This is a genomic window from Psychrobacter sp. NG25, from assembly GCF_015234355.1.
Taxonomy (GTDB): Bacteria; Pseudomonadota; Gammaproteobacteria; order Pseudomonadales; family Moraxellaceae; genus Psychrobacter.
On record NZ_JADGMV010000003.1, the window covers coordinates 230,242 to 243,289 of the forward strand.

General features: G+C 41.8%; 11 protein-coding genes. 10 read left to right on the top strand and 1 reads right to left on the bottom strand.

The genetic code is table 11. The features are described from left to right. Positions 1-244: 244 nt before the first annotated feature. From rpsA to IPZ60_RS06310, 6 genes are all read left to right on the top strand, one after another. Positions 245-1,933 (top strand): 30S ribosomal protein S1, encoded by a 1,689-nt coding sequence (rpsA, locus tag IPZ60_RS06285; RefSeq protein ID WP_110922399.1) that lies wholly within the window; start codon positions 245-247, stop codon positions 1,931-1,933. A gap of 353 nt (positions 1,934-2,286) precedes the next feature. Beyond that, a complete protein-coding gene (locus tag IPZ60_RS06290; protein ID WP_194196999.1) occupies positions 2,287-2,592 on the top strand; it encodes an integration host factor subunit beta in 306 nt (101 codons plus the stop codon). A 117-nt stretch (positions 2,593-2,709) separates the two neighbouring features. Further along, the gene (locus IPZ60_RS06295) at positions 2,710-3,117 is read left to right on the top strand and encodes a lipopolysaccharide assembly protein LapA domain-containing protein (protein WP_194197000.1); all 408 of its coding nucleotides are present in this window, start codon (positions 2,710-2,712) and stop codon (positions 3,115-3,117) included. A gap of 73 nt (positions 3,118-3,190) precedes the next feature. Next, positions 3,191-3,889, top strand: coding sequence for an orotidine-5'-phosphate decarboxylase (gene pyrF, locus IPZ60_RS06300; RefSeq protein WP_194197001.1), 699 nt, complete (start codon positions 3,191-3,193; stop codon positions 3,887-3,889). Between the two features lie 126 nt (positions 3,890-4,015). Beyond that, positions 4,016-4,813 (top strand): metallophosphoesterase, encoded by a 798-nt coding sequence (locus IPZ60_RS06305; protein ID WP_227669256.1) that lies wholly within the window; start codon positions 4,016-4,018, stop codon positions 4,811-4,813. 164 nt (positions 4,814-4,977) lie between these two features. Next, on the top strand, positions 4,978-5,814 hold the full coding sequence (locus IPZ60_RS06310) for a histidine phosphatase family protein (RefSeq protein WP_194197003.1): 837 nt from the start codon (positions 4,978-4,980) through the stop codon (positions 5,812-5,814). Positions 5,815-6,046: 232 nt separating this feature from the next. On the opposite strand, the gene rpsT is transcribed toward IPZ60_RS06310, so the two are convergent. Next, positions 6,047-6,313, bottom strand: coding sequence for a 30S ribosomal protein S20 (gene rpsT / locus IPZ60_RS06315; RefSeq protein ID WP_110922405.1), 267 nt, complete (start codon positions 6,311-6,313; stop codon positions 6,047-6,049). 503 nt (positions 6,314-6,816) lie between these two features. On the opposite strand from rpsT, the gene IPZ60_RS06320 reads away from it, so the two are divergent. From IPZ60_RS06320 to IPZ60_RS06335, 4 genes are all read left to right on the top strand, one after another. Further along, positions 6,817-7,524, top strand: a complete 708-nt coding sequence (locus IPZ60_RS06320) for an NAD-dependent epimerase/dehydratase family protein (RefSeq protein WP_194197004.1) — start codon at positions 6,817-6,819, stop codon at positions 7,522-7,524. Positions 7,525-7,644: 120 nt separating this feature from the next. Continuing rightward, positions 7,645-8,178 carry a ribonuclease E activity regulator RraA gene (rraA, locus tag IPZ60_RS06325; protein ID WP_194197005.1) on the top strand — a complete coding sequence of 178 codons (534 nt, stop codon included), beginning with the start codon at positions 7,645-7,647 and terminating at the stop codon, positions 8,176-8,178. Positions 8,179-8,396: 218 nt separating this feature from the next. Further along, positions 8,397-12,098, top strand: a complete 3,702-nt coding sequence (gene mfd / locus IPZ60_RS06330; RefSeq protein ID WP_194197006.1) for a transcription-repair coupling factor — start codon at positions 8,397-8,399, stop codon at positions 12,096-12,098. 219 nt (positions 12,099-12,317) lie between these two features. Then, complete coding sequence (locus tag IPZ60_RS06335; protein WP_110922409.1) at positions 12,318-12,752, top strand: HIT domain-containing protein; 435 nt, start codon at positions 12,318-12,320, stop codon at positions 12,750-12,752. Positions 12,753-13,048: the final 296 nt, after the last annotated feature.

Here is a 13,048-nt window from a genome sequence, read left to right on the forward strand (position 1 = left end):
AATTGTAGTAGTGAAATTTATAGGGCTTACTAGGCCCTAAAAAAACATGATTTGATAGAATATATAACGAAATTTTTAGGTAAGACAGTTGTTGTTAATAATTTCAGTAAAACATGCGCTTATTAACAACAAACGTTTTTATATATGATTGCATGGGATAAAAAACCAGTATTCTCGTTTTATGCAATCATAAATTTGATCCGTACTGTGCTGGACAGGATACGGCTATACAAAGGTAGACATAATGGAATCATTTGCTGAACTATTTGAAGCGAGCATCGAAGAAACAGGTCTGGATATCGAGCGTGGCTCGGTTATCACTGGTACTGTTGTAGCCATCGATAGCGACTGGATCACTGTTGACACTGGTCTTAAGTCTGAAGGTATTGTCGCTCGTGAAGAGTTTTTAAGCGAAGAAGGCGAACTTGAAGTTGAAGTTGGCGATAGCGTTGATGTCGTGGTTGAAGCAGTTGATAACGGCATGGGTCAAACCTTGCTATCACGTGAAAAAGCTAAGCGTGTTGAAACTTGGAACTTCCTTGAGAAAATTGCTGACAATGATGAAATCGTAAAAGGTATCATTTCAAGCAAAGTTAAAGGCGGTTTCACTGTAGATATCGGTTCAGTACGCGCATTCTTACCAGGTTCATTGGTAGATGTACGTCCTATCCGTGATACGACGCATCTTGAAGGCAAAGAGCTAGAATTCAAAGTTATCAAACTTGATCAAAAACGCAACAATGTTGTAGTTAGCCGTCGTGCAGTTATGGAAGCTGAAAATTCAGCTGAGCGCGAAGAGCTATTGAACAAGCTTGAAGAAGGCATCGAAATCGAAGGTATCGTTAAGAACCTTACTGATTACGGCGCATTCGTTGATCTTGGCGGTATTGATGGTCTATTGCACATCACTGATATGGCATGGCGCCGTATTAAGCACCCATCAGAAGTTGTTGAAGTTGGTCAAGACCTAAAAGTTAAAGTATTGAAGTTTGACCGTGAGCGCAATCGCGTAAGCCTAGGTCTAAAACAACTTGGTACTGATCCTTGGGATAACGTTGGCGGAACTTATCCAGTAGGTAGTGTTGTTAAAGCACGCGTAACTAACCTAACTGATTATGGTTGTTTTGCTGAGATTTCTGAAGGTATCGAAGGTCTAGTACACGTATCAGAAATGGATCATACCAACAAAAACATCCATCCATCTAAAGTTGTTCAAGTGGGTGATGAAGTTGAAGTAATGATTCTTGATATCGACGAAGAACGTCGCCGTATCAGCCTAGGTATCAAACAAACTCTTGCTAACCCATGGGATGAGTTTGATAAGAAACATGAGCGCGGTGATAAAATCACTGGTACTATCAAATCAATCACTGACTTCGGTATCTTTATCGGTCTAGACGGTGGTATTGATGGTCTTGTTCACTTATCTGATATCTCTTGGAACGAAACTGGCGAAGATGCTATCCGTAACTACAACAAAGGCGACACCGTTGAAGCAATGGTATTGTCAGTAGATGCAGAAGCTAACCGTATCAGCCTAGGCGTTAAGCAGTTAAGCTCTGATCCATTCAACGAATACCTAGTCAACAATGACCGTGGTGCTATCGTTAATGGTAAAGTGAAAGAAGTAGACGCTAAAGGTGCTACTATCGAACTTGCTGACGAAGTAGAAGCTTATCTACGTGCCTCTGAGATCCAACGTGACCGCGTTGAAGATGCTACTAAGCATCTAACTGTTGGTGATGATGTTGAAGCTAAAATCATTAGTGTTGATCGCAAAACACGCAACATCAACTTGTCTATCAAAGCGAAAGACGAAGCTGAAGAGCGTCAAGCGATTAAAGAACTAAGCAGCACAAGTACTACTGCCGCTGCCGGTTCTGAAGCTCAACCAAAAACTATTGGTGACTTGATCAAAGAACAAATGCAGTAAGCTGCTAAGTTATTGATATAAAGTAATATAAAAGAAGCGACTCCGGTCGCTTTTTTTTATGAATAAATTTTGATATTACTATTAACAGGTGATGTTTTTGCCCAAAGAGGCAAACTCTTATTTTCATTTACGGTAATATCCGCTATCATTTGCAACATTGAGTAACAAGATGTGAGTCACTACTTATTCAAAACGATGTGTTGTTCTAAAGACCAAGTTTTTATCCTGATGGTTTTTCAGGATATGCCAATTTAGTCGCAGTTACTGGAATAAATAACTCTTATTTGAATAACCTAAAATATCGTTTCGACTCACAATCATCTTATCCATTAATTTACAAGGCAAGCGTAATAATGCAGCAAGCGATTAACAAGTCCGAATTTATTAGTAATTTGAGTGCGAACTGTGACAATATGACTGATACAGTCGTCGATGATGCAGTACGCGAAATATTAACTTTGATGACCCATACTTTAGCCAACGATGGCCGAGTAGAGGTTCGTGGGTTTGGTAGCTTTTGTCTACATCATCGCCGTGCACGTCTAGGACGCAACCCTAAAACGGGGGAAAGCGTGCCAGTACCTGCTAAGGCTATACCTCATTTTAAACCAGGAAAAGCACTGCGTGAAGCGGTTAATGACACGGTTGCAACTGGTTAAATGTTGTCATAAACCATTTATTGAATAAGCATTTTTCATAAAATGGTTTATCAGTCGCTCATATCACCTATTTATTCTGGATACATTAACGGCATTCCCAACTAAGGTAACCGTCTCATGCGCTTTTTACTGTTTGTATTACTGTTTCTGAGCTTTGCCTATGCGCTTGGTTTGGTGTTGGCAAATAATACTGAAGTTGGTGTAAATTTACTGTTCTCGCAAGCGCCTACGATGAATTTAGGGCTGCTACTGATACTGTGTCTGATGCTGGGTATCGTTATTGGTATTTTGCTAGCACTGCTTATTTTCCGCGTTTTACAAAACAAGTGGGAAATTTCGCGTTTGCAAAAAGCAAAAACCAATCTACAAGAGCAACTCACACAAGCCAATATAGTCATCGATCGTCAAGCGAATTCGCCAACGGTAGAAGAAGCCGTTTATGGCTCTACGGCGACGAATGTACAGGATGGAGCAGTTAGCGACTTAGATGAAAGTACTACGCTCACTAAACATAAGCGAGATTAAATTATCTCGCAATGAATCTGCGGTTAAGTTAGATATACTTCTTTAATAACTCCGATACCAATATGGCTAAGTCATGAATAATATAATTAAGTCTCCAGTCGTCGTCGCTCTAGATAATATGACCATGGAAACCTCTTTAGAACTAGCTGATCAATTAGATCCAGCATTATGTCGATTAAAAGTAGGCAAAGAGCTCTTTACTCGCTGTGGCCCTGACATTGTCAAAGCACTGCATCAGCGTAATTTTGATGTGTTTTTAGATTTGAAATTTCATGATATTCCTAACACTACTGCACAAGCAGTTTTGGCAGCGGCTGAGCTGGGTGTATGGATGGTGAACGTCCATGCAAGTGCAGGTCTAGAAGCAATGTCATTAGCCAAGCAGCGTTTACTAGATAATGGTTTTGATACCTTGCTGATAGCAGTCACTGTATTGACCTCTATGGACAATGAAGCGCTGATGCAAACGGGCATTACTGACGGTCTGGATGCGCACGTGAGTAGACTGGCGCAATTGACTAAGCTAGCTGGACTTGATGGTGTGGTGTGCTCAGCACAAGAAGCTAAAACGCTTAAAGCATTGTTTGGTCAAGATTTTAAACTCATTACTCCTGGTATTCGTCTGTTAGAAGACAATGCAAATGATCAAAAACGCATTTGCACGCCTAAACAGGCACTTAGTGATGGTTCGGATTACTTGATCATTGGGCGTTCAATTACACAAGCAAAAGACCCTGCTGTGAAATTACAGAAGATACTACAAAGTATTTAGGCTACGCCTTAATAACTTGTAATGCCTGAACGATAAAAAGACAGCCTAACTCGCTGTCTTTTTTGCTTTTTGCGGGTAGGTAAAAGGTGCTAAACTATTTGTGTTTATTCAATGATATTGGCTTATATGAAATTACAGATTTTGAGTGACTTACATATCGATAGTTATGCTCGTCAGTCACATCCGATAGGGCATATCCCTAAAACCGATGCAGATGTGGTGCTAGTAGCGGGAGATACTGCAAATAGTGATAATGGTATGCCATGGTTACAGGAGCAAGCTGCGCGTCTGCAAGTTCCTCTAATCACTATCGCAGGCAACCATGAGTACTTCAATGAAGATGTGCTGCATTTCGATAAGAAACTAGCGACTTGGGACAATTATAATATCGAGTCGAGTCAAGGCGTTCGGGTTTTGCAGTGTCAGCATATGGATATTGGTGAGGTACGAATCCTAGGTTGTACGTTGTGGACGGATTATCAATATCATGCCAATGAAGATACGATGGCTGCTGCTCGACAGTTTATGCGTGACTACAAACAAATCTATGCCGGTAAGGAGTTGTTTTCACCTGAGGTATCCATGCAAATCCATGCGACACATCGTCAGTGGTTAAAGCAAGCATTGATAACGGCTAAGGAACTGGGCAAAAAGACCGTAGTAATGAGCCATCATAGTATCAGTGCACTCTCTGTGTCTGAAAAGTACGCCAATCTGCCAAGTAATGCCGCTTTTGTCAGTGACTTGTCTGAATGGATGCATGAGGAATGGGCACCGATACTTTGGGTGCACGGACATACTCATGAAGCATTTGACTATCAGATTGGTAAGACGCGAGTGATTGTTAATCCCCGTGCTTATCCAAATGAGGTAAGCAGTACTGCATTAGAGTTCTCATGGAATAGAGTGGTCGATATCGGTTAGAGTATATCTGTAGAGATTCAGGTATTGTTAGCAATAATGTCATAGCATTATTAAGACGGACCACTCTATACTTGAGCAGATTTTGGTATAACAATTGGCACATATACTATGATTGTACTGATATTTTGTTCATTCCTACCAAAAAATCTGCTACGCTTGCTGTCATGAGTAAATACACGAACGATACTTTATCAAAATTATCTGCTGAAAAGCTTGGGACTCACATCCCAAGTGCACCAGCACCTTCGCACCTGCCTGATAGTATGATTTCATCAGTCAGCTTATTGCCTGAAAATAAGCGATTAATTCTGTTTACCAGGCATTCTCTACGTGAGCGTTCTGATGGCAATGGTTTTGCCAGCTATCAGTTGCCATTGACCTCTAAAGGTCGCGTGTTGGCAAAATCTTGGGGTCGTTGGTTGGCAGGACATCTGCCGTACTCCCTCGATGTTGATAGTATCTCAAGCCCTATAGGTCGTTGTATTGATACAGCGCAGCTGATGCAAGAAGGCGCAGGGTTACGACGAGACATTGCACATCAATCATTGTTGGTTGAGCCCGGCAGCCTCGTGACTGAACCTGAGATAGCCAATCCAGTGTTCAAAGAGATAGGTGTGCTTAACTTCATCAATCGATTCTTACAAGGCAATCTTGAAGGTACTAAAAATGCCTATCAAGGTGGTCTCGATATCTTATCGCTGTTTTATCAACACCAGCCTGAACACGGGCACCTCATGCTCGCAGTCAGTCATGATACGTTACTGTCTGCATTTTTAGCCGTGATGTTTGATGTGGTCGAGATTGACTGGAATGATTGGCCAAAAATGATGGAAGGGGTGTTTCTATGGTTTGATGATAAACCATTTGAGCAGGCTAACGCGCACTTTGTTTGGCGTGGTCAAGTCTATACTCGTCCCATTCATACTTTGTTAGACGGCTATCGTGCTGCAGGGTACCATCCTAGCAACCTGTTGCTACCGCCAGAAGTAAAATGGACTTGATATCAGCATAGTCAGCGAACTACTAAACCGCTAAGGTGTTACCCTCCCTAGAGGTACTATATGTACAATCTGCGGTCGGCTGCCTTGTAGCTGTCTTAGATTTCTTTGACTATATAAATTGAATCAGTGAGTTTTAAACAGGCATAAAAAAACCTTGCCCCAGTATTAGAACCAGTGACAAGGTCTTAGTCATTACACTGTAAAGCGTAATGCGGTCTAAACACGACCAATCTTAAGCTTGAAGGCCTTTGATTGTTTTGTTTAGGCGGCTCTTACGACGAGCAGCTTTATTCTTATGAATAATACCTTTGTCAGCCATACGATCAAGAACTGGTACCGCTTTTTTGTAAGCTTCGGTAGCCGCGTCATAATCTTTAGCTACGATAGCCGCATCAACACGTTTTAAGTAAGTACGAACCATAGAGCGTTGTGACGCAGAGTTCTGACGACGTTTGGTGTTTTGACGGGCGCGTTTACGAGCTTGTGCAGTATTAGCCACGCGTATCTCCTTGATAAAGACAGATAAAATATGAATGTTGATTGCAATAAAGGGTTTAAACAATCATCGGTGACGAGCAGCCTCTCGCCAAACATGATGTCGATGTCTTATATTAAAGTATCTAATATGAATAGAGCATCGCAAGCGCCAGAACTGTTTGGAATAATTAAACAGCGTTGACGTGTAAAGCCGGACATCTTAGCAAATTATTGCGCTTAGAACAATATATTTGATGATTAATGCCAAAAGAAGTTATGATATCACATGGGCTGCTGATTTCTCTAGTATCTATTAGGATTGTTGTTAAGCCATCTTTCAGTATTGTTAGTGGAGACATGATTGGCTACACAGATGCGTCAGCTGATAAAACCTCTTACAATATATTCTATAGAATACCGTCAGTTGTGTATTAAATTAGGTATGATACTAGACTCAAGATCTTTCACACGACAGACTTTCTTATAAAAATAAATTTTCCAACACTATATATAAATGGATCGGATATGCAGCGAAAAGCAATTGTAATTGGTGCGACAGGGCTGGTAGGGCAGTATCTGGTTAAGCAGCTTAGTGAGCTTTATGACACGTTAATTGTGATTGCACGGCGTCCGCCACGCTATATCAATGCCAGCATGCGTTTTTATCAAGTAAATGATTTTGATAATTTAACTGAGATTTTTGCTAGCGTTGGTGCTGATCGTAAGACAGATGCTTTTAGTTGTCTTGGTACGACTAAGAAGCAAGCTGGTAGTGACGAAGCCTTTCGAAAAGTCGACCACGATTACAATGTAAATTTTGCTAAGTTGTGTCAAGATAAAGGCGTCGAAAACTTCTTTTTGTTGTCTTCAATGAACGCCGATAGTGACAGTCGTTTTCTATACAATCGAGTCAAAGCGGAAACTGAGCAATCCATTATATCATTGGATTTTGCGCATCTAGTCGTTTTACGACCTTCATTGCTATTAGGAAAACACCAAGGCCGACCACTTGAAACTATTGGTCAAAAGGCTTTTAAGATCATATCACCGCTTTTGTCAGAGTCATTACCACTACATCCTATTTCTGCTAAGCGTGTCGCTAGTGCAATGGCAATGAGTGCGCATGCTATCTATGAGCGTAACAAGTACCGTGCTGAACCTGAACCTACGTTGAAAAAAATAGAAATCATCGAAAATAAGCAGATGCTGGCGATGACGAGAGTAAAAAATTGAGCAGTTAATGACTTTTATGTTTATCACAGTACCGTATTTTAAAATAGCCTAAGTGCTTATACTAATATTTGATAAAAGCTGAAGGCAGGCCCTAGATAATCAAAAACAAGGAGTTTCACTATGCCGGAATCCATACAGATGAATAGAGAAAATTTTGTGACTTGTGATTTATTGGATGCCAATCCTGAGTCGCAAGTATGTTTGCCAAACATTGAAGGTAAGTCATTTCATAACTTTGGTGGCAAAGACAAGTTTTGCGGTGAAATCGTAACAGTGAAGTGCTTTGAAGACAATAGCCGTGTCAAATCACTATTAAACAGTGATGGTAAAGATAAAGAGGGGCATGGCAAGGTGCTGGTCGTCGATGGTGGCGGTTCAATGCGCTGCGCTCTTTTGGGTGATATGATTGCAGAATCAGCGATTGAGAACGGTTGGTCAGGAGTGATTATCTATGGTTGTGTCCGTGACGTGGATGACGTTGCACAGATGAATATTGGAGTTAAGGCACTCGGTTGTATCCCGCGTAAATCAAATCGCCGTGACGAAGGCCAAACAGATATCGAAATCAGCTTTGGTGATTTAATCCTAAATTCTGGTATGTTTGTTTATGCAGATAACAATGGCATTATCGCTAGTGATAAACCATTAGTTTAACAATAGCTCGATGAGTACCAACTGAAAACCTCGGCTTATAAGTTGAGGTTTTTTCATTTCACGATGATTTTAGGCGGTAATGGATATTTTTCAGGGCTTAATTGACCGTTTAATAAATAGTCAAGTTTTGAGTGACAAACCGTTACGGCATAAATTTTGGTAATTGATGAAATATTCGTATAATAGCTATCTGACTCTTAACTTTGATCCTATTCTATATGCCTATCACTGCTTTGACTGACGCGTTTGACCCTATTAACCAGCAGCTATTTCCTATCCAAAATGCCGAGCGGCGTTGGCTAGCACCTGTGCACGGTGCTGTCAGTAGTTTGTGGCTAGCAAGCTTGGTACAAGGGCAAATATGGGATGTTGCTAATCGTCTCAAGGTTGTCGTGACTCGCGACCAAAATCAGCTCAATCAGATAGAGACAGAATTGGCATTTTGCGGCGTGGATGCCCACGTGTTCCCTGATTGGGAAACGCTGACCTATGATGAGCTGTCACCGCATCAAGACATCGTTAGCGAGCGTATTAACCTATTGACGGATATGCCGACATCGGGTGTCTTGCTGATTTCTGTACAGGCGTTGATGCACAGAGTAGCACCGCCAAGCTGGTTGATTGGACAGCATTTTGATTTGAGTGTGGGTGATCAATTTGATATCAACACCCAACGTGGACTGCTAGCGAAAGCAGGTTACCGCGCCGTTGAAAACGTCTTTGAGCCGGGTGAGTTTGCCGTACGTGGTAGTATTATCGATATTTTTGCGATGGGTCAGCCTTTTCCGTTACGTCTCGATTTATTCGATGATGAAATTGAAACCATTCGCTTCTTCAATCCACAGACTCAGCGCACGCTGACGATTGATGATCTCAAATCAATGATGAGTGGTAACGACAGTAGTATGGGCAAAGAGTCGTTGTCGCTACTACATAAACTGCCAGATATATCAAAGCCTATTCAGCAGTTTCAAATACTACCCGCAAAAGAGTTTCCACTCGATGAAGGGCGTGAGACTTTCCGTACCAACTTTGCTGCGATATTTCCTAATACGAGTAGCCGTAAGTTTGAACTGCACAAAGATGTAATGGCAGGTATTGCCAGCAGTGGGCTGGAATATTATCAGCCACTGTTTTTTGATTTAAAGGATTGGGAAGCAGAGAGTAGTTTATTTGCCTACTTGCCAAGTAATGCGTTATTTATCACTGATGAGTTGATTAACGAAAAGCAGGCAGATTACTGGTCACAAATTCAGCGCCGCTATGAAGAGCGCCGTCATGACATTGACAAGCCTATCGTCGCCCCTGAGCTACTGTATCTGTTATCTAATAAGCTCAATGAGCATCTCAACGGTTATCCACGCGTTATTCTAAGCGCACGTGATGAGCTAGCATTGATGACAGATGTGGCTGAAACGGATAATGAGAGTTCATCATTAGAGCATGCATCAAACAAACCACAGGGACTCGTGAGATTAAGTGCCCAGTCACCACCACAGCTAGCGGTAAATCATCAAAAGTCCGAACCTCTTGCTGAACTATTAGCGTTCTTAGAGATACAAGAAAAAACGTCTACGCCCGTATTAATCGTTGCTGAAACAGCAGGTCGTCGAGAGATTCTCATCGAGTTGTTTAAAGGCAAAGTCGATATCAAAGCCTATGACAGTTTTGAAGCATTCCTAGTAGCCGATAAAACGAGTGGGACGGGTCATAGCAAACTACCACAGGTCGGTCTAACCGTTGCGCCTATTGAGCGCGGTGTTTATGTTCCTGAGCGTTTGGTGTTGATTAGTGAGACGCAATTATTTGGTCGACAAGTACTGCAAACGCGTCGTCGCCGTCAAAGCGGTGTGTCAGAAGAGTTCTTGGTTAAGAGCGTTACTGAAATAACGGAAGGCAGCCCTGTCGTTCATATTGAGCATGGCGTTGGGCGTTATAACGGCCTGATAACGTTAGATGTGGGTGATGGAGAGCAAGAGTTTATTCACTTAAAATATGATGGTGACGCCAGTATTTACGTCCCAGTAGCCAATTTACAAATGATTAATCGCTATAGTGGCGGTGATCCAGCACTGGCGCCATTGCACAAAATTGGTAGTGGCAAGTGGGATAAGGCCAAACAAAAAGCCTTGGAGCAAATCCACGATGTTGCTGCTGAGCTACTTAATATGCAGGCACGGCGCGAAGCTAAGGTAGGCATTCATTTTAAAATAGACTCATCACAATATGATTTGTTTGCCAGTCAATTTGCGTTTGAAGAAACGCTTGATCAAGCGAATGCCATTCATGCGGTGATGGAAGACATGAAGCAAAATCAGCCGATGGATCGACTTATTTGCGGGGATGTTGGTTTTGGGAAAACAGAGGTTGCCATGCGTGCGGCTTTTATTGCCGTTAGCGCAGGATACCAAGTGGCGGTACTAGTACCTACAACGTTGTTGGCAGGTCAACATGAAGACAACTTCCGTGATCGATTCGCTGATTGGCCAGTACGTATCGAAACACTATCACGCTTCGGTGGCAAAAAGCATCAAGATACAGTTTTGGCAGATTTGGCCGCTGGTAAGGTCGATATCGTTATTGGTACGCACAAGCTATTACAACCGGATGTCAAATTCTCTAATCTAGGATTGATGATCGTCGATGAAGAGCATCGCTTCGGTGTGCGTCATAAAGAGCGTATTAAAGCCATTCAGACTGATGTAGACAGTATGTCTATGACAGCGACGCCTATCCCTAGAACGCTCAATATGGCGCTCTCTGGCATGCGTGATATGTCAATCATTGCTACACCGCCTGCGAGACGCCTAGCGATTAAAACCTTTGTTATGCAAAAGACAGAGGCACTTATGAAAGAAGCCATTTTGCGTGAACTACTGCGCGGTGGTCAGGTCTATCTGTTGCATAATGATGTGGCCAGTATCGAGCGCATGGCAGAGACCATACGCGAGTTGGTTCCAGAGGCGCGCGTAGGCGTGGCTCATGGGCAAATGCAGGAGCGCCAGCTGGAACAAGTGATGCAGCAGTATTATCATAAAAAATTCAATGTGTTGGTATGCTCGACCATCATCGAAACTGGAATTGATGTGCCTAATGCCAATACTATTATCATTGAGCGTGCTGATAAATTCGGTTTGGCCCAGTTGCATCAGCTACGTGGTCGCGTTGGCCGTAGCCATCATCAGGCTTACTGCTATCTGCTTGTACCGTCTATTAAAGGCCTTAAAGGTGATGCGAAACGCCGCCTGCATGCTATTGAACGTGCCAACACATTGGGCGCAGGTTTTATGCTAGCCAGTGAGGATTTAGAGATTCGTGGGGCAGGTGAGATACTCGGTAAGCAGCAAAGTGGTAATATGCAGGTGATTGGCTTTAGCTTATATATGGATATGCTAGAACGTGCGACGAAAGCGATTAAAGCGGGTAAACAGCCTGATTTAAGTACACCGCTGTCACTCACCAGTGAAATCAATCTACACAGCTCAGCATTGATACCAGAAGAGTACTTGCATGATGTACATCAGCGCTTATTATTTTATAAACGCATTAGTAATGCCGATGATAAAGAGGCACTGACGGATATTCGGACTGAAATGATTGACCGTTTTGGTATATTACCAGATCAAACTAAGCAGCTTTTTGCTATCCATGGTCTGCGTTTACAAGCAGAACCATTGAAGATTAACAAAATCGATGCCAATGGTAGTAGTATGACGTTAGAGTTTGCCCCTGATACACCCGTCGATGCTTTAGCGATTATTAAACTGATTCAAACAGATGGTCAGCGCTATCGTATGAATGGGGCGTCTGGTATTCGTTACCAAAATGCTGATAAACTGGAAACGCCACAACAGCGTGTTACGGTCATTCAAGAGCTGTTGCACTATTTTAGTCAGCATATGGTGTCAGAGCCTGCTTAGCTTTATTCTATAATGGCTATTTGCTATACAGATGTATGAGAAGATTAGCCAAGTCGTTCACACAGATAGTTTAAAGACAAAACGCCAAGGCAATGAGTCATGGCGCTATTTTATCGGATAGATTACTGATAAAATAATGAGACTATATTTTACTCATATTTTATCTTTCTATATTTTTGATTCCTTTTATTTGAGATCCATAACAAGAGAACCGTCATTATGTTCCAACTTCATCATAAACTTGCTGCCGATAGCTTTTTAGTGGGTGACTTTCCGCTATCGACTTGCCGTTTAATCAATGATTGCCAGTTTCCTTGGTTGATATTGGTGCCACGTGTATCAGGTATCAAAGAGTTATATGAGCTATCCGAAACAGACCAAGTACAGTTTTTACGTGAGTCGAGCTGGTTATCAAGTCAACTGGCCAAGACTTTCCAAGCAGATAAAATGAATGTAGCCGCATTGGGCAATCAAGTACCACAGTTGCACTTCCATCATATCGTACGCTATCAAAACGACATGCAGTGGCCAAACCCAGTATGGGGTGTTCCAGCTGTTCCTTATACCAAGGAAGTATTGGCACAAATGCAGCAGACTCTGATGATGGCGTTACGTGGACATCATCAAATGCCTTTTGATTGGCAAATGAAATAAAATCTTAAATCATAACTACCCCAATAAGAAAAGGTACTAAGCTGTTTGAAATATATTTCGCATCACTTAAGAAAACCAGATATTTATTATCTGGTTTTCTTATTTTTAACTTAGATAATCGTTAGTATTATTTTGATTTAATTGGATATTAAGGCAAAGTAAATGATAAGTGGTGTTCTTTTGGTTATGAGTGGCATGGGATTTATAACCTTTAAGAAGTATAATGTAGTATCAGACCATACTTATGTCCAATTAGTCATAAAAATAGGTAATACACTTACACTCATGCCTCTTGG